Here is a 16906-nt window from a genome sequence, read left to right as displayed (position 1 = left end):
TACGAATATGCTCGCGCAGCACTCGATGATTACGCCTTCACCTTCGAGTCCACAGGTGCGCTTGCGCCCTCTAACGAATTCTCAGGGAAAGCCCGACACGGCTCTCTATATCGCCTTCGCTGGACGCAAGCATGCATGTCCCTGCATGTACTTTAGCGCCTGTGGAGGTGTTCCATGCAAACGCTCCTGTCTCAGAATTTCACTGCTTATATCGGAATTGATTGGGCAGACGCCAAGCACGACATCTGTTTGCAGATTGCTGGAGAGGCGCAGCGGAGTTTCGAGGTCATCGACCACAAGCCCGAGTCGATTGATCGCTGGGCCAAGTCGCTGCATCAACGTTACGGTGGCCCGATCGCGATCGCCGTGGAGTTGAACAAAGGGCCACTGATAGCGGCTCTGCAAAAATATGAGTTTTTTTGTATCTTTCCGATCAATCCGAGCATCTTGGCCCGGCACCGTAAAACCTTCGTCCCCAGTGGCGCCAAGGATGATCCAACGGATGCTCAATGGGCGCTTGAGCTGTTGCTGAATCACCCCGAACGGTTTCCTCAACTGGTCCAGCAAAGCTCCGCCATGCGTTCGCTCGCCAGCCTGACCGAACATCGCCGCGGGTTGGTCGATGACCGGGTCAAGATCAGCAATCGTCTGGTCTGCATGCTCAAACAGTATTATCCGTTGGCTCTTGAGCTGTTTCATGACCATGACACGCTGGTTTTCTGTGAGTTTTTGGCGCGCTGGTCGACATTTGAAGTGCTTAAGCACGCTCGGCCAGCCAGCGTTTTGAAGTTCCTTCACGCGCATAATGTTCGCCATGCTGAGCTCAATCAGCAGCGTTTGGCATTGATCGCCAAAGCCATGCCGTTGACTGAAGATCCAGGCGTGGTCAGTCCTTCAGCGCTGTATGTGCTGGCCCTGGTCTCGCAACTGAAAGGGGTCATCACGGCGATCAAAGATTTTGATCGGGAGATCGAAAAAACTGCCAACACCCTGGCCGACTATCGACTCTTCAAGGCCTTGCCCGGCGCGGGACAGCAGCTTGCACCACGGTTGATGGTCGCCTTTGGTGAGCAGCGTGATCGCTTCAAGGATGCCAGTGCTGTGCAGCGATATGCCGGGATTGCCCCGGTCACCGAACGCAGTGGCAAGAAAAAAGTCGTCCACTGGCGCTATCAATGCGCAACTTTTTTGCGCCAGACCTTTGTTGAGTGGGCTGCACACAGCATCAATCAATCGGTGTGGGCAGAGGCTTATTATCGCCAGCAAAGGGCCAAAGGCTGCTCATACCAAGCGGCCCTCAGGGCCCTGGCGTTCAAGTGGATCCGGATCGTTTATCAGTGCTGGAAGAGCAGCACCGTGTACGACGAAAAGGTTTATTTACAAGCCTTGCTCCGGCACGGCTCACCGTTGACCAGCGAGCCGGACACAGCAAAACCGTGTTGACGGAAAGGCTCAGGGCGTGAAGGCGGCCGAGAAGACAACACACAACTCGACTCGTACAATGCCCGCTGCCCTGCAGGAGACACTAATGACCCGACTCGCCACCCCACGCAAACCCCGCGCACGCAGCCGGGCCCGGATCGATTCAATACTCGATGCCGCCCGCACGCTGCTGGCTGCCGAGGGCGTGGCCAGCCTGTCGATCTACAGCGTCGCCGAACGCGCGGAGATCCCGCCCTCCTCCGTCTACCACTTCTTTGCCAGCGTTCCGGCGCTGCTCGAAGCCCTGACGGCCGACGTCCACGCGGCGTTCCGCGCCTGCCTGCAAGCGCCCATCGACCACAACGCCCTGTACGGCTGGCGCGATCTGTCGCGACTGGTGGAACAACGCATGCTCGACATCTACGACGAAGACGCCGCCGCCCGCCAACTGATCCTCGCGCAGCACGGACTGACCGAAGTCACCCAGGCCGACCGCCAGCACGACATCGAACTCGGTGACCTGATGCACAAGCTGTTCGATCATCATTTCGAACTGCCGAAATTGCCGACCGACGTCGATGTGTTTGCCCTGGCCATGGAACTCGGCGACCGCGTCTATGCGCGCTCGGTGCAACAACACGGGCAGATCACCCCGCGCATGGCCGAAGAAGGCATGCGGGTATTCGACGCCTATCTGGGCCTGTACTTGCCGCCGTACCTGCCCAAGCGACCCGCGCTCTGATCGTTTCCGCGTTCCGCGTGGGAACGATCAATTACAGAGCCGAACGCGCTTACAACTTGGCGATCGACACCTCAGTGGATTTCACAAACGCGATCACTTCGCTGCCGACCACCAGTTCCAGCTCTTTCACCGAGCGAGTCGTGATCACCGAGGTGACGATGCCGGAAGCGGTCTGTACGTCTATTTCCGACAGCACGTCACCGAGTACGATTTCCTTGATGGCGCCTTTGAACTGGTTGCGAACGTTGATGGCTTTGATCGTCATGATGTTGATTCCTGTCGTGGGATAAGGCGTGAGCTATTGAGCCCAACGCAATTGCGTGGGTAATGGTGAAACGGGTTCCGGTTCCGGCGGCTGGCCGGGCAGCGCCAGCACGCGATTGAGGACTTCGGTTTCCAGCGCCGCCAGCCGATGAGAGCCGCGAACCCGAGGGCGCGGCAACTCGACGTGCAGGTCGAGGCCGACTTCGCCCTCTTCGATCAGGATCACCCGATCGGCAATCGCCACCGCTTCACTGACGTCGTGGGTGACCAGCAACACGGTGAAACCGTGCTTCTGCCAGAGCCGCTCGATCAGCTGCTGCATTTCAATTCGGGTCAGCGCATCCAGCGCGCCCAGCGGTTCGTCCAGCAACAGCAAACGCGGTTGATGGATCAACGCGCGGGCCAGGGCCACACGTTGCTTTTGCCCGCCGGACAAGGCGGCCGGCCATTCATTGGCGCGGTCTGCCAGACCTACCGACTCAAGGGCTTCCAGCGCTTGTGGCCGCCAATTGCCCTTGAGCCCGAGGCCAACGTTGTCGATGACCTTTTTCCATGGCAGCAAACGCGCTTCCTGGAACATCAACCGGGTGTTTTCCCGCGCATCACTCAGCGGCGCGGAACCGGCCAGCAATTCACCGCCCGTGGGTTTGTCGAGGCCGGCGAGCAAGCGCAGCAAGGTACTTTTGCCACAACCGCTACGACCGACCACGGCGACAAACTGACCGGCCGTGATGTGCAGATCGACCTCACGCAGCACCTGCCGCGAGCCGAAGGTTTTTTGCAGCTTGCGCACTGCCAGCGCAATCCCGCGCAGCAGGCGTGGAGGTTGTTGAGCCGTCATGCCGCACCTCCCTTGGTCACCTGATAGGCCGGGTGCCAGCGCAACCACACGCGTTCAAGCCCACGGGCCACGAGGTCGGCGAGTTTGCCGAGCACGGCGTACAAGAGAATCGCCAGCACCACCACGTCAGTCTGCAAAAACTCCCGGGCATTCATCGCCAGGTAGCCAATGCCGGAGCTCGCAGAAATAGTTTCCGCCACGATCAGGGTCAACCACATGAAACCGAGGGCGAAACGCACGCCGACCAGAATCGAAGGCAGCGCGCCCGGCAGGATCACCTGACGGAACAGGCTGAAACCGGACAAGCCATAACTACGGGACATTTCCACCAGCGCCGGATCGACGTTGCGGATGCCGTGATAGGTGTTGAGATAGATCGGGAACAATGTGCCCAGTGCCACCAGGAAAATCTTCGCCGACTCATCAATGCCGAACCACAGGATCACCAACGGAATCAGCGCCAGGTGCGGCACGTTACGGATCATCTGCACCGAACTGTCGAGCAGGCGCTCGCCCCATTTCGACAGGCCGGTGATGAAGCCCAGCGTCAGACCGATGCTGCCGCCGATGGCGAAGCCCAGCGCTGCGCGCCAGCCGCTGATCGCCAGGTGAGTCCAGATTTCACCGCTGCGCACCAGGCTGACACCGGCTTCGATGACCGCGATTGGCGCCGGCAGAATCCGTGTCGACAACCAGCCTGCCGACACCGACAGCTGCCACACCGCCAGCAGCAAAACAGGTAACGCCCAGGGCGCAAGACTGTGGATAAGTTTCTTCATGGCGCGCCTCAGCTCTGCGACGCGGCTTTTGGGAGGATGTCGTTGGCGACCATCTCACCAAACGGGCTGACGTAACCGGCGCCTTTCGGCAGCTCTGGACGCTCGATGTCCAAGTGCGGGAACAGCAACTCGGCAACGCGGTAAGACTCTTCGAGGTGTGGATAACCGGAGAAGATGAACGTGTCGATGCCCAGGTCCGCGTATTCCTTCACGCGGGCGGCCACGGTTGGACCATCGCCCACCAGCGCCGTACCAGCACCGCCGCGCACCAGACCGACACCGGCCCACAGGTTGGGGCTGACTTCCAGATTGTCGCGGCTGCCGCCGTGCAATGCGGCCATGCGTTGCTGACCGACCGAATCGAAGCGCGCCAGCGAGGCTTGGGCACGAGCGATGGTTTCGTCATCCAGATGAGAGATCAGCCGATCCGCCGCTTGCCAGGCTTCGGCATTGGTTTCGCGAACGATCACGTGCAGACGAATGCCGAAGCGAACCGTACGCCCGAGCTTCGCGGCCTTTGCACGAACCTGTTCGATTTTCTCGGCAACGGCTGCCGGTGGCTCGCCCCAGGTCAGGACCATTTCGACCTGTTCCGCCGCCAGGTCTTGGGCCGCTTCCGACGAGCCACCGAAGTACAGCGGCGGACGCGGTTGCTGGATCGGCGGATAGAGCAACTTGGCGCCCTTCACACTGATGTGCTGACCGTCGTAATCGACGGTTTCGCCTTCCAGCACGCGGCGCCAGATACGGGTGAATTCCACCGAGGCTTGATAGCGTTCTTCGTGCGTCAGGAACAAACCGTCGCCGGCCAATTCTTCCGGATCACCGCCGGTTACCAGGTTGAACAACGCACGACCGCCGGACAGGCGATCCAGCGTCGCGGCCTGACGCGCTGCCACCGTCGGGGAAATGATCCCGGGGCGCAGGGCGACGAGGAATTTCAAACGCTGGGTCACCGGGATTAGCGACGCCGCTACCAGCCATGAGTCTTCGCACGAGCGACCGGTAGGAATCAGCACCCCGCCGAAGCCCAGGCGATCCGCCGCTTGCGCGACTTGTTGCAAATAACCGTGGTCGACGGCGCGAGCGCCTTCGGCGGTGCCAAGGTAATGACCGTCGCCGTGGGTAGGCAGGAACCAGAAGATATTGAGGCTCATGGAGTGGTCTCCTTAGGGAATTGAATTACTGAGCTTTGGCAACGGCCGCCGGTGGCGTCCAGATCACGTCTTTGATGCTCAGTGGCTTTGGAATCAGTTTGAGCTGGTAGAAGCTGTCGGCGATTTTCTGTTGCGCGGCGACCACTTCAGGCGTGAGGAACAGCGCGCCATAGCCCTGGCGTTTCATCGACGTCAGGGTGATGTCCGCCGGCAGGCCGATGAGTGGCGAAACCTGTTTGGTCACGTCTTCGGGGTTGGCTTTGGTCCATTCGCCGACCGCGCGCACTTCTTCCACGAGGGTCTTGATCACCTCAGGATTTTTCTGCGCATAAGGCTTGGTCGCGAGATAGAACTGATGGTTGTCGACGATGCCTTGGCCGTCACGCAAGGTACGTGCTTGCAGTTGCTGTTCGGCGGCGGCCTGGTACGGATCCCAGATCACCCAGGCATCGACACTGCCACGCTCGAACGCGGCGCGGGCATCGGCCGGCGGCAGGAATACGGTCTGGATGTCGGTGTATTTGAGCCCGGCGTCTTCCAGCGCCCGCACCAACAGGTAGTGAACGTTGGAGCCTTTGTTCAGGGCTACTTTTTTGCCCTTGAGGTCCTGCACCGATTTGATCGGCGAGTCCTTCGGCACCAGGATCGCTTCGCTGTGAGGCGCAGGCGGTTCGTAGGCGACATAGAGCAGATCGGCGCCGGCGGCTTGGGCGAATACGGGTGGCGTTTCACCGGTAACGCCGAAATCGATGGAGCCGACGTTCAGGCCTTCAAGCAGTTGCGGGCCGCCGGGGAATTCAGTCCATTGCACGTCCACGCCTTGGGCGGCGAGGCGTTTTTCGAGTGTGCCTTTGGCTTTGAGCAGCACCAAAGTGCCGTACTTTTGATAACCGATCCGAAGGACGCCTTCATGGGTAGAAAGCGCCTGAGCTTGAGTGATAACGCCGAAGGCGGCCGCGACAAACAGAGCGACCAGACCACGACGCAAAATGACAGTGCGCATAGCGCTCTCCTTTTTGCAGTTGGGTTTTGGCTGCACCTGCTTGGCCGTTAGCGGCTGAGTAAGGTGAGTGAATCAAATTCAGGTGTGGCTTAAGTGCTGGCTTAAATGCTCCAGCGAGCACTCAACAAACGTTCATTCAACAGGTTCGGATCGATCGGCTTGGGACGGCGAGCCATGGCGCTGAAAAACAGCTCCAGCGATTCTTTCAGTCGTTGTTCCAGCTCGGGTACCAACTGCGCCTGGGCGCTGCCTTCGCCGTAAGCGATCTGGCTGTCCACGGCGAAAATCCCGTGGAGCATTTCCTGGGCTTTCAACGCCGACAGCACCGGCTTGAGCGCGTAATCCACCGCCAGCATGTGGGCGATGCTGCCACCGGTGGCCATTGGCAAAACCACCTTGTGGGCCAGCGCGCGTTCGGGCAGCAGGTCCAGCACGGTTTTCAATGCGCCAGAGAACGACGCTTTGTAAACCGGCGTGGCGATCAGCAGGCCATCGGCGTTTTCAATCTGCTGCAGCAGGTCGATGACCTTCGGGCTGTCGAAGCGTGCATGCAGCAAGTCTTCGGCCGGGAAGTCCCGTACCTGGTAACTCACCACTTCCACACCTTGCTCCTGCAACCAGCGTTGCGAGCGCTCCAGCAGCACCCCGGAACGGGAGCGTTGGCTGGGACTGCCACCGAGTGAGACGACCAGCATCAGACGATTCCTTGAACGGTGTTGGCGATTCGCGGCTTGCGATCTCACTTTGATGGAATGACCTTAACAGGTGATTGTTATATCTTTAAATCATATTTATTCATTTGGTTATTCTTTACAGATCTATGAAAAACACCTTTTCTTTGGCAAAAAAATAGGCCGTAAAAACGGCCTGAAATCCCCTGCTTTGAGAATGTACGCCCCCCTGTAGGAGCGAGGCTTGCCCGCGAAGGCGTCGTCTTGGCCTGTATCAATGTCTGACGTGATGGCCTCTTCGCGGGCAAGCCTCGCTCCTACGGGGCGGTTATTTCAGATCAACGATTCGGTTGTGGCGTCAGACGCAGGTACGGCTTCACCGCGCGATAGCCCTTGGGAAAACGTTTCTGGATTTCGTCTTCATCCTTGAGCGAAGGCACGATCACCACTTCATCACCGTCCTGCCAGTTCGCTGGCGTGGCCACCTTGTAGTTGTCGGTGAGTTGCAGCGAGTCGATCACCCGCAGAATTTCATGGAAGTTACGGCCGGTGCTCGCCGGGTAGGTGATGGTCAGCCGAACCTTTTTGTTGGGGTCGATCACGAACAGCGAGCGCACGGTCAGGGTGTCGTTGGCGTTCGGGTGGATCAGGTCGTAAAGGTCCGACACCTTGCGGTCGGCGTCGGCAAGGATCGGGAAGTTGACGAGGGTGTTCTGGGTTTCGTTGATGTCCTCGATCCACTTGTGGTGCGAGTCCACCGGATCCACGGACAGGGCAATCGCTTTCACACCGCGCTGGGCAAATTCGTCCTTGAGCTTGGCGGTGAAGCCCAACTCGGTGGTGCACACCGGGGTGAAGTCCGCCGGGTGGGAAAACAGCACGCCCCAGCTATCGCCCAGCCATTCGTGGAAACGGAGGGTGCCGGCGCTGGAATCCTGTTCGAAGTCGGGGGCGATATCGCCCAGTCTGAGGCTCATGGTGCTGCTCCTGGTGAGTGCTTGTTGAGATCAACTGTGCCTGCATTTCCTATTCATTAAAAAGAATAAATATCGATTTATTTAGATCGCAAAAGAATATTAAAAATGTGTTCATTGGACCTCGGCGACGATCAGGACGACCATCGCCCTCAAGGTTCGAGAAGGCCTTGAGTTGCTGCACAAAGAGGGAAATTTCGAGGAGGGTTTACGGGGGTGAGCCTGACTTGAAAACGCAAAAGCCCCGCCCGGCGTGATGCCGGGCGGGGCTTTTTTTACTTCAGTTACGCGAGTGCTATTACAACAGCGGGATCGAGTAGCTGACGATCAGACGGTTTTCGTCCTGGTCGCGTTGGCCTGGGACGTCGTTGCGCCACATGGCGTTTTTCCACATCAAGCCCAGGTTTTTCAGTGGACCGCTCTGGACTACGTACGCCAGGGTCAGGTCGCGCTCCCACTCGGAACGGCCGGAACCGTTCTCGCGACCATTTGTACCAACGGTATCAATGTTGTCGCCACGCAGGTAAACGATGCCGGCAGTAGCGCCTGGCAAGCCGACCTTGGCGAAGTCATACAAGTAGCGAGCTTGCCAGGTACGTTCGCCAGCGCGGGCGAACTTGGCAATCTGCGAGTCGGTAATGATGTAAGCCGACGAGCCGTCACCCTGGTTCAGCCAAGGAAAATCGCTGCTGCCGTTGCTGACCTGGTAACCGCCACCAAAGGTGTGACCGGCAACGGAGTACAGGAACAGGCCGCTGTACAAGTTGTTATCGACCTTGCCTTTACCAGCGCGGAAGCCCTGATAGTTACCGGTGCTGTAGTAAGCCGAGTCGTGGCCGTTGGCACCATCATCAGAGCTGTTGAAGTAACGCAAGTCAGACTTCAACACCCCAGGACCGATTGCCCAGTTGTGAACCAGACCCAAGAAGTGCTGCTTGTAGAAATCTTCCAGGTTGCCGTAGTAGTACTGGGCAGTCAGGTCTTTGGTGATTTTGTAGTCGCCACCACCGTAGATGAACTTGTTGCTGTCACGACCAGCAGCTGTGGGAGCGTTCGCACCAGCAATCGACAACTCTTCGTTGTTGCTGGAGTTACGACCTTTGGCGTGCTCGATCTGACCACCGACCAGTGTCAGGTCCTTGATCTCGTTCGAGGTGATCTGACCACCTTGAAAGGTTTGCGGCAGCAGACGGCCATCGTTGGTCACGATAACCGGTAGTTTTGGCTGCAGGGTGCCCAACTTCAGTTCGGTCTGGGAGATCTTGGCTTTGGCAGTCAGGCCTAGGCTGGAGAAGTTATCAACCGCTTCACCGTTGGACTTGCTTGGGAAAACAGTACCGCCATAAGAAGTCGAAGTGGCGCCGTTGGTGCCGCCGCCCGAATCCAGACGCACGCCCAGCAGGCCGATAGCATCAATACCGAAGCCAACGGTGCCTTGGGTGTAACCGGAGATGAAACGCAGATCGAAGCCTTGACCCCATTCTTCGTTTTTGCTCTGAACACCGTTAGCCTTGTTGGCAGGAGTGCCTGCAGCACTGTCACGGTTATCGGTGTTGATGTAGAAGTTACGCAGCCCCAAAGTAGCTTTGCTGTCTTCGATGAAACCGGCGGCGCCTGCCTGCTGCGCCAAAACCCCTACGGCCACAGCCAGGGCCAAGGTGGACTTGTTCATGTGTTTCGCTCCTATCGTTTCTAATGCTTGTGGTCCTGGGTCGAATGCCCTGGATCCGCAGACGCGCTAATCGCGCCAGCCCCTCTAAATTGTTGGTGATCGCTACAGGATACCTCGACATAAGCCTTAAAAGAATTACGTCATTCTTTTTCATTCCATTTGGCTATATACCATCACAGCACAGAACAGGGGTATCGGCTAAAAGGCCAATTCCTTAACCTGTTTGATTGTCGAGGGGTGAAATCGCCAAATCCGAGACCCGTCGCGAATCGGATGAGCTTACTTTATGCGTTTGGAAAAAAAGCTAAAAAGAATAAAAAATCATCATGTGCGCTGTTTATGGAATATGAAAAAAAGCCCGAAAAAAAACCTCGCCAACGGGCGAGGCTCTTTCTGGTGCGAATTACATAAAGCTGTAGGTGTAGTTGAAGATCAGACGGGTCTGGTCTTGATCAGGAGTGCTGGTGTTGCCACGGTAGGTACCGTGACGCAGCGTTGTACCAAACCCTTTAAGCGCACCCGTTTGAATCACGTAGTCCACACGTGCGTCGGTCTCGTGCTCACTCAGGTCTTTACCAGTACCGCTGGTAGCCCTGATGTCTTGGCCATTCAAGTAACCAATCGAAGCTTTCAAACCCGGCACGCCCAGTGACGCGAAGTCATAGGAGTACTGACCGTACGTGGTGTTTTCACCGGCACGGATAAAGCTGCCAACCGTGGCGTCGGTAAACGAGTAGAAGCTGGCGCCGCCGGCACCTTCCGGATTACCGTTGCCATCGACAACGCTACCTTGGTTCAGGAAAACAAAGCCGCCGTCATCGCTGACACGCTGATGCCCGAGCAGAAACGCGCTGCCACCCAGGGTATAGGTGAACGTGCCGCTCCAGGTCTTGTTATCGACCACGCCCCTTTCCTTGGCGAAGCCATTGTTGTTGTTGAATTGGTAGCCGGCATCGCCGTTCTTGCCGTCGGAGCTGCTGTCGAAATAACGAAGATCGGTCTTGAACGACTGGTTCGGAGCGATTGGGTAGACGTGTACCAAGCCGAGGAAGTTCTGCTTGTAGTAGTCTTCCAGGTTCGCATAGTAGTACTGCAGCATGAGGTCTTTGGTGACCTTCCAATCAGCACCGGCGTAACGGAACTGGTTGCTGTCCTGCGTACCGCCAGCCACTGCCAGGCCGGTGCTGTTGGAGGAGGCGCGACCTACCGCGTGCTCCAGCTGACCCACGTTGAAGGTCACGTTGTCGATTTCCTTCGAGGTGAGGGTGCCACCTTCAAAGGTTTGTGGCAGCAAACGACTGTCGTTCGCGATGAGGATCGGCATGTTTGGCTGCAGAGCGCCGCCCAAGTGGGCTTCGGTCTTCGAGAAGCGTGCCTTGACGTTGCCCGCTACACGGCTCCACTCATCCACCGCTGAACCATCGGAATCGCTAGGGATGAACGTGTTGTTGGCCGGATGATGACCCTTGCCACCATCCAGATGGATGCCGACCAGCGCCTGAGCGTCGAAACCGAAACCAACGGTACCTTGGGTGAAACCGGACAGGTAATCGAATTTGAGACCCTCACCGGCTTCTCGCTGTCTGTTACCAGGAAGCTTGGCACCTTCACGGACATCGGCGTCGTAATACATGGTCCGAGAACTAACGGAAGCCTTGCTGTCTTCGATGAAACCCGCGGCGCCTGCCTGCTGCGCCAAAACCCCAACGGCCACGGCCAGAGCCAAGGTGGACTTGTTCATTGTTTCGCTCCTCTCGTTTTCTAATTCTTGTGTTCTTGGCCCTGGGTCGTATGCCCGGGATCCTAAGATGCGCGATTAGCGCCAGACCGTGACTCACAAGTCAATCGTAACTATGTGTGTCTACGACCATAGTCTAATCCCCGATTATTTAGTCCTTGCAGGGTCATGAATTCGTCATAAACCCAAAAAGAATTGGTTAATTCTTTTTTCATACCTTTTAGGAATATAGCCCACCCGACTTATCGACTCGGAGTAGAGCGGCCGACCCATAAGCTAATTCCTAAATAGTATTTACTAGCAATTTTTTAGATCGATTAGCTTTGACGCAATTCGGAAACATTTCCTTACCGAAAGGCGAAGCCATGACGACCAAACGCGCACTATCCAGTCCATTTGTTACAGTTTGTGTATCGGTATTATTTTCTTTTAGCGCTCACGCGGCGAACCTCACGGTCGGTTATCAAACCGGCATCGACCCCAGCAAAGTCCCCCAGGCAGATGGACTGTACGAGAAAACCACCGGCCAGAAAATTGACTGGCGTCGTTTCAATAGCGGCCCGGAAGTGGTTGCAGCCATTGCTTCCGGCGATGTGCAGATTGGCAACCTCGGCTCAAGCCCGTTGGCGGCCGCCGCGTCGCGCAATCTGCCGATTGTCGCGTTCATCGTTTCTGCCCAGATCAATGCCGCCGAAGCACTCGTGGTGCGCAACGGCAGCGGTATCGATAAACCGGAAGATCTGATCGGCAAGACCCTCGCCACACCCTTCGTTTCAACCTCCCATTACAGTCTGCTCGGCGCGTTGAAGCACTGGGGCCTGGATGCCTCGAAAGTCAAAGTGGTGAACTTGCAACCTGCGGAAATCGCGGCGGCGTGGAAGCGTGGTGACATTGATGGTGCGTTTGTCTGGTCACCCGCGCTGGGGGAAATTCGCAAGACTGGCAAGACCTTGACCGACGCCGCAGAGGTTGGCCAATGGAGTGCACCGACCTTCGAAGTCTGGGTCGCGCGCAAGGATTACGCCGAGAAACATCCAGAAGTTGTGGCCAAATTCGCCAAAGTCACGCTGGATTCGTTCGCCGACTATGCCGCCCATAAAGACAGCTGGACCGCTGACTCGGTACCGGTTCAGAAAATCGCCAAACTGACCGGTGCCAACGCCACCGATGTACCGGAATTGCTGGCGGGCTCAGCCTTCCCGGATGCCACGGCCCAACAGACCACCGCGCTGCTGGACGGCGGCACGGCCAAGGCCATTGGCGAAACGGCGAAGTTCTTGAAGGAACAAGGGAAGATCGAGACGGTGCTGCCGGATTATTCGCCGTATGTCAGCGCAAAGTTTGTGCAGGATTAAGATCGTTCCCATGCTCTGCGTGGGAATGCCTCTTCGGACGCTCCGCGTTCGGCTTTGAAGGGACGCGGAGCGTCCCGGGCTGCATTCCCAGGCGGAGCAAGGGAACGATCAAACGATCAGGTCAGAGGGTCTTTTCGAAGATCTTCGAATTACGCTGATAGTTGTATAGCGATGCCCGCGCCGACGGCAGGCGTTCGACGCTGCTCGGCACGAAACCACGCTCGCGAAACCAGTGAGCGGTCCGCGTAGTCAGTACGAACAAGGTTTTCAACCCTTGCGCCCGGGCACGGGTTTCAATGCGCTCCAGCAGCTCATCACCACGACCGCCATGGCGGTATTCCGGGTTCACCGCCAGACACGCCAACTCCCCCGCATCCGAATCAGCAATCTGATACAGCGCCGCACAGGCGATGATCATGCCTTCGCGCTCGACCACACTGAACTGCTCGATCTCACGCTCCAGCACCTCACGGGAACGCCGCACCAGAATGCCCTGCTCTTCCAGCGGGCTGATCAAATCCAGCAAGCCGCCGACGTCTTCAATGGCCGCCTCGCGCACAATCTCGAATTGCTCCTGGGCCACCAGCGTACCGCCACCGTCACGGGTGAACAGTTCGGTCAGCAGCGCGCCGTCTTCGGCGTAGCTGACGATATGACTGCGTGCCACGCCACCGCGGCAAGCTTCAGCGGCCGCATCCAACAGCTCAGCCTGATAGTTGCTGCCCAGGCGCTGCAGATGCGCCGGCACTTGTTGCGGACGCAACTCACGAACCAGACGACCGTTTTCATCGATCAGCCCCAGGTCGGCGCCAAACAACAACAACTTGTCCGCACCCAGTTCGATGGCCGCGCGAGTGGCGACGTCTTCACAGGCGAGGTTGAAAATCTCACCGGTCGGCGAGTAACCCAGTGGCGACAACAACACGATGGAGCGTTCATCCAGCAGACGATTGATGCCCTTGCGATCGACCCGACGCACTTCGCCGGTGTGGTGATAGTCGACGCCTTCGAGCACGCCGATCGGCCGCGCCGTCACCAGATTGCCGCCGGCCACCCGCAGACGCGAGCCCTGCATCGGCGATGAAGCCATGTCCATGGACAGTCGCGCTTCGATGGCGATACGCAGCTGGCCCACCGCATCGATCACGCACTCAAGGGTCGCGGCATCGGTGATGCGCATGTCATGGTGGTAATGCGGGGTCAGGCCACGCGCAGCCAGGCGGGTTTCAATTTGCGGACGGGAACCGTGAACCAGCACCAGTCGCACGCCCAGGCTGTGCAACAGCACCAGGTCGTGGACGATATTGCCGAAGTTCGGGTGCTCCACGCCGTCGCCGGGCAGCATGACGACGAAAGTGCAATCGCGGTGGGCGTTGATGTAAGGCGAAGCGTGACGGAGCCAATTAACGTATTCGGGCATGAACCTGGGCCTGTAATAAATAGCAGCCAAAAAATGGGCGAAACTGAAAACGCACAGCGGGCTGATGGTTATCGTCGGAACAGGCTTGGCGACACGCGCGCTCTCCTCATGAATACGGGTTGGGATGCTGGCAATTTATACGGCTTGGGCCGGTGTGAGGCAGTAATGTTCAATCAGTTGTCGTAATAGATGCACGGTAGGCTGCAAACGTGACATTTCGAGGTATTCCCCCGGTTGGTGCGCGCAGGCGATATCGCCAGGGCCCAGCACCAATGTTTCGCAGCCGAGGCGCTGAAGATAAGGCGCTTCCGTGCCGAACGCCACTGCTTCGGCGCGATGGCCGGTGAGCTTTTCCGCGACCCGGACCAATTCGGCGTCCTCGGCTTGCTCAAACGGCGGCACTTCGGGGAACAGCGGCGCGTAATCGATCTTCACCTGATGCCACTCGGCAATGGGCTTGAGCTTCTGCAGAATCTCCGCGCGCAGGGCATTAGGGTCCATGCCTGGCAACGGCCGCAGATCAAACTCCAACGAACACTGGCCACAAATGCGGTTGGGGTTATCGCCACCATGGATGCAGCCGAAATTCAGGGTCGGCGTCGGTACACCGAACTGCGGATTACGAAATTTGCGCTGCCACAGCAGGCGTAAACCGCGCAGTTCACCGATGGCATCGTGCATGGCTTCGAGGGCACTGTGGCCAAGGCGCGGGTCCGAGGAATGGCCGCTCTGACCGAGGATGTCGATGCGCTCCATCATGATGCCTTTGTGCATGCGGATCGGCTTTAGCCCGGTCGGCTCGCCGATGACAGCGGCACGGCCCAGTGGCCTCCCGGCTTCGGCCAGTGCGCGAGCGCCGGACATCGAGCTTTCTTCATCACAGGTCGCGAGAATCAGCAGCGGTTGTTTGAACGGTTGGTCGAGCAGAGGAATGACGGCTTCGATGGCCAGGGCGAAAAAACCCTTCATGTCGCAACTGCCCAGCCCGATCCAGCGGCCATCGACTTCGGTCAGCTTCAGCGGATCGGTCTGCCACAGCGCGCCATCGAACGGCACGGTGTCACTGTGACCGGCCAGCACCAAGCCTCCGGGGCCAGAACCGAAACTGGCCAGCAGGTTGAATTTGCCGGGGCTGACCTGCTGAATGTCGCAGGCAAAACCAAGGTCACCGAGCCAACTCGCCAGCAGGTCAATCACCGGGCGGTTGGATTGATCGAGGCTGGGTTGGGTGCAGCTGACGGACGGCGTAGCGATCAGCGCAGCGAACTGATCTTTCATGGACGGCAAAGGCATCGCTGACTCCCATCTCCCAATTTGAAGTCCATCATAGAGCCATCCGGCGACAGGAATAAACCGTCGCGGCACGTAGGACTTGTGAGTCCTGTACACTGCACGACCTTGGCAGCCACACATTCCCCCCGGCTGCGCTCCCGATCCTGGATTTTCCGGCCATGCAGAAAGAAACCGAAATCAAACTCCGCGTCAGCCGCGAAACCCTCGCTGCCCTGCGCGAGCACCCGCTCCTGAAAAAACGCAACAAAAGTGGCTGGGAACGCCGTGAGTTGATGAACCAGTACTTCGACACGCCTGAGCGCGACCTGGCCCGCGCCAAGGTTGCCCTGCGCCTGCGTCGCGATGGCGAAGAAGTGATTCAAACCCTCAAGACCCGTGGCCAGAGCGTCGCCGGTCTGTCGGTGCGTAATGAATACGACTGGAACCTGCCCAAAGCCAAGCTCGACGTGAAGAAACTCGACGGCGAATGCTGGCCCGAAGAACTCGCCGAGCTGGACAAGAAAACCCTGAAGGCGATCTTCACCACCGATTTCGTCCGCGAACGCGCTGAAATCGCTTGGGGCCGTGGCAAGACCAAAGTGGTCATAGAAGCCGCGCTGGACCTCGGCCACGTTGTGGTCGGCAAGCAAAAAGAAGAAATCTGCGAACTGGAGCTGGAACTGCGCGAAGGCGAGCCGTCCGCTTTGCTGGAACTGGCCGCCGAACTGGCCGCGACCCTGGCCCTGATGCCATGTGACATCAGCAAGGCCGAACGCGGTTATCGCTTGTACGACGCCAACAGCTATTCGTTGAGCCTGCCGGCGCCGCAGATTACCGCCGAAACGCCGCTGGACGACGCTTTCGCCGCGCTGAGCTGGCACTTGCTGAGCAGCAGCCAGCGTCTGGCCGAGCAGTATCGCTTCAACGGCCACTGGCGCCTGCTGCAGGACTGGGTCGAAAACCTGGCTGAATTGCGCGCGCTGCTCAGCAGCCTGGGTCAAGCCGCACCGCGTCAGTCGACGCACGATCTGCGCGTCGCGCTGGATGCCTTGCTCGAAGACTGGCGTCCGCTGGTGCAAGCCGGTGTCGACGACGAAGACGTGCGTAAAGCCGCGCCGGAGCAGTTCCTTGAAGAACTGGAAGACCCGCGTTGGGGCCTGTTCTCGCTGAACACTTCGCGCTGGTTGCTCGCCCGCACCTGGGCTGCCGATCGCAACGTTCGTGGCAATCGTCAGGGCGCTGCGCAATTGGGTAGCTGGTTACCGCGCCTGCTAGGTGAAGAAGCGACGTCCCTGCAATTGCAGCGTTACCAGCAACAGCCGGAAGATCTCGCCGAACAGCTGCCGCGCATCGAGCGCATCCAGGCCTGGCTGCATCACGCCCGCAGCGTGTTGGACATCCCGGAAATGGATCGCCTGTATGGTGAGCTGAAACAGCTTGCTCTGCTTGCTAACGAGCCGATCACCGATGAATCGCTGGATGCGCGCAAGCAGCAGGCGATTGCGGTGTATCAGAATCGTGCCTGGAAGATGTTGCTGCGTATGTAATCCTGTGATGATGATCGTTCCCACGCTCCCGCGTGGGAACGCAGCCGGT

Annotated in this window: 15 protein-coding genes; 4 read left to right on the top strand and 11 right to left on the bottom strand. The window is 58.4% G+C overall.

Going from position 1 to position 16906, the window contains the following annotated elements; translation table 11 throughout:
- The first annotated feature begins 174 nt into the window (after positions 1–174).
- Both ACYZT0_RS26940 and ACYZT0_RS26935 read left to right on the top strand, forming a co-directional pair.
- The gene (locus ACYZT0_RS26940; protein WP_462041914.1) at positions 175–1443 is read left to right on the top strand and encodes an IS110 family RNA-guided transposase; all 1269 of its coding nucleotides are present in this window, start codon (positions 175–177) and stop codon (positions 1441–1443) included.
- An 85-nt stretch (positions 1444–1528) separates the two neighbouring features.
- A complete protein-coding gene (locus ACYZT0_RS26935; RefSeq protein ID WP_462043743.1) occupies positions 1529–2164 on the top strand; it encodes a TetR/AcrR family transcriptional regulator in 636 nt (211 codons plus the stop codon).
- A 49-nt stretch (positions 2165–2213) separates the two neighbouring features.
- Here ACYZT0_RS26935 and ACYZT0_RS26930 read toward each other — a convergent pair whose 3' ends face one another.
- The 9 genes from ACYZT0_RS26930 to ACYZT0_RS26890 all read right to left on the bottom strand — a co-directional run bounded on the left by ACYZT0_RS26930 (position 2214) and on the right by ACYZT0_RS26890 (position 11266).
- On the bottom strand, positions 2214–2429 hold the full coding sequence (locus ACYZT0_RS26930; protein ID WP_007942473.1) for a TOBE domain-containing protein: 216 nt from the start codon (positions 2427–2429) through the stop codon (positions 2214–2216).
- Between the two features lie 33 nt (positions 2430–2462).
- Entirely contained in the window at positions 2463–3269 is an 807-nt protein-coding gene (gene ssuB / locus ACYZT0_RS26925) for an aliphatic sulfonates ABC transporter ATP-binding protein (RefSeq protein WP_462043742.1), read from the bottom strand.
- Positions 3266–4048 (bottom strand): aliphatic sulfonate ABC transporter permease SsuC, encoded by a 783-nt coding sequence (gene ssuC, locus ACYZT0_RS26920; RefSeq protein WP_462043741.1) that lies wholly within the window; start codon positions 4046–4048, stop codon positions 3266–3268. Before ssuC ends, ssuB begins: the two co-directional genes overlap by 4 nt.
- Positions 4049–4056: 8 nt before the next feature.
- Positions 4057–5205 carry an FMNH2-dependent alkanesulfonate monooxygenase gene (gene ssuD, locus ACYZT0_RS26915; protein ID WP_462043740.1) on the bottom strand — a complete coding sequence of 383 codons (1149 nt, stop codon included), beginning with the start codon at positions 5203–5205 and terminating at the stop codon, positions 4057–4059.
- A gap of 25 nt (positions 5206–5230) precedes the next feature.
- On the bottom strand, positions 5231–6208 hold the full coding sequence (locus ACYZT0_RS26910) for a sulfonate ABC transporter substrate-binding protein (RefSeq protein ID WP_462043739.1): 978 nt from the start codon (positions 6206–6208) through the stop codon (positions 5231–5233).
- A gap of 101 nt (positions 6209–6309) precedes the next feature.
- Positions 6310–6903, bottom strand: coding sequence for an NADPH-dependent FMN reductase (gene ssuE / locus ACYZT0_RS26905; RefSeq protein WP_462043738.1), 594 nt, complete (start codon positions 6901–6903; stop codon positions 6310–6312).
- Positions 6904–7217: 314 nt separating this feature from the next.
- On the bottom strand, positions 7218–7856 hold the full coding sequence (locus ACYZT0_RS26900) for a peroxiredoxin (RefSeq protein ID WP_462043737.1): 639 nt from the start codon (positions 7854–7856) through the stop codon (positions 7218–7220).
- 295 nt (positions 7857–8151) lie between these two features.
- Positions 8152–9525, bottom strand: coding sequence for an OprD family porin (locus ACYZT0_RS26895; RefSeq protein WP_462043736.1), 1374 nt, complete (start codon positions 9523–9525; stop codon positions 8152–8154).
- Positions 9526–9928: 403 nt separating this feature from the next.
- Positions 9929–11266, bottom strand: a complete 1338-nt coding sequence (locus tag ACYZT0_RS26890) for an OprD family outer membrane porin (RefSeq protein WP_462043735.1) — start codon at positions 11264–11266, stop codon at positions 9929–9931.
- A gap of 362 nt (positions 11267–11628) precedes the next feature.
- On the opposite strand from ACYZT0_RS26890, the gene tauA reads away from it, so the two are divergent.
- Complete coding sequence (gene tauA / locus ACYZT0_RS26885) at positions 11629–12618, top strand: taurine ABC transporter substrate-binding protein (RefSeq protein ID WP_462043734.1); 990 nt, start codon at positions 11629–11631, stop codon at positions 12616–12618.
- 121 nt (positions 12619–12739) lie between these two features.
- Here the strand turns inward: tauA and argA are convergent, their stop codons facing one another.
- Positions 12740–14038 (bottom strand): amino-acid N-acetyltransferase, encoded by a 1299-nt coding sequence (gene argA, locus ACYZT0_RS26880; protein WP_462043733.1) that lies wholly within the window; start codon positions 14036–14038, stop codon positions 12740–12742.
- 135 nt (positions 14039–14173) lie between these two features.
- Positions 14174–15331: an acetylornithine deacetylase gene (gene argE / locus ACYZT0_RS26875; RefSeq protein WP_462043732.1), complete on the bottom strand. Its 1158-nt coding sequence runs from the start codon at positions 15329–15331 to the stop codon at positions 14174–14176.
- A gap of 158 nt (positions 15332–15489) precedes the next feature.
- On the opposite strand from argE, the gene ACYZT0_RS26870 reads away from it, so the two are divergent.
- The gene (locus ACYZT0_RS26870; RefSeq protein WP_462043731.1) at positions 15490–16857 is read left to right on the top strand and encodes a CYTH domain-containing protein; all 1368 of its coding nucleotides are present in this window, start codon (positions 15490–15492) and stop codon (positions 16855–16857) included.
- The last annotated feature ends 49 nt before the right edge of the window (positions 16858–16906 follow it).

It is taken from the genome of Pseudomonas sp. ZS1P83 (genome assembly GCF_054897825.1).
This window is presented reverse-complemented; position numbering and strand designations above follow the sequence as displayed.

Bases quoted from the DNA above. Each gene is read 5' to 3' on its own strand.
- ACYZT0_RS26940 (WP_462041914.1), top strand. From the start codon at position 175: ATGCAAACGCTCCTGTCTCAGAATTTCACTGCTTATATCGGAATTGAT.
- ACYZT0_RS26935 (WP_462043743.1), top strand. From the start codon at position 1,529: ATGACCCGACTCGCCACCCCACGCAAACCCCGCGCACGCAGCCGGGCC.
- ACYZT0_RS26930 (WP_007942473.1), bottom strand. From the start codon at position 2,429: ATGACGATCAAAGCCATCAACGTTCGCAACCAGTTCAAAGGCGCCATC.
- ssuB (WP_462043742.1), bottom strand. From the start codon at position 3,269: ATGACGGCTCAACAACCTCCACGCCTGCTGCGCGGGATTGCGCTGGCA.
- ssuC (WP_462043741.1), bottom strand. From the start codon at position 4,048: ATGAAGAAACTTATCCACAGTCTTGCGCCCTGGGCGTTACCTGTTTTG.
- ssuD (WP_462043740.1), bottom strand. From the start codon at position 5,205: ATGAGCCTCAATATCTTCTGGTTCCTGCCTACCCACGGCGACGGTCAT.
- ACYZT0_RS26910 (WP_462043739.1), bottom strand. From the start codon at position 6,208: ATGCGCACTGTCATTTTGCGTCGTGGTCTGGTCGCTCTGTTTGTCGCG.
- ssuE (WP_462043738.1), bottom strand. From the start codon at position 6,903: ATGCTGGTCGTCTCACTCGGTGGCAGTCCCAGCCAACGCTCCCGTTCC.
- ACYZT0_RS26900 (WP_462043737.1), bottom strand. From the start codon at position 7,856: ATGAGCCTCAGACTGGGCGATATCGCCCCCGACTTCGAACAGGATTCC.
- ACYZT0_RS26895 (WP_462043736.1), bottom strand. From the start codon at position 9,525: ATGAACAAGTCCACCTTGGCCCTGGCTGTGGCCGTAGGGGTTTTGGCG.
- ACYZT0_RS26890 (WP_462043735.1), bottom strand. From the start codon at position 11,266: ATGAACAAGTCCACCTTGGCTCTGGCCGTGGCCGTTGGGGTTTTGGCG.
- tauA (WP_462043734.1), top strand. From the start codon at position 11,629: ATGACGACCAAACGCGCACTATCCAGTCCATTTGTTACAGTTTGTGTA.
- argA (WP_462043733.1), bottom strand. From the start codon at position 14,038: ATGCCCGAATACGTTAATTGGCTCCGTCACGCTTCGCCTTACATCAAC.
- argE (WP_462043732.1), bottom strand. From the start codon at position 15,331: ATGCCTTTGCCGTCCATGAAAGATCAGTTCGCTGCGCTGATCGCTACG.
- ACYZT0_RS26870 (WP_462043731.1), top strand. From the start codon at position 15,490: ATGCAGAAAGAAACCGAAATCAAACTCCGCGTCAGCCGCGAAACCCTC.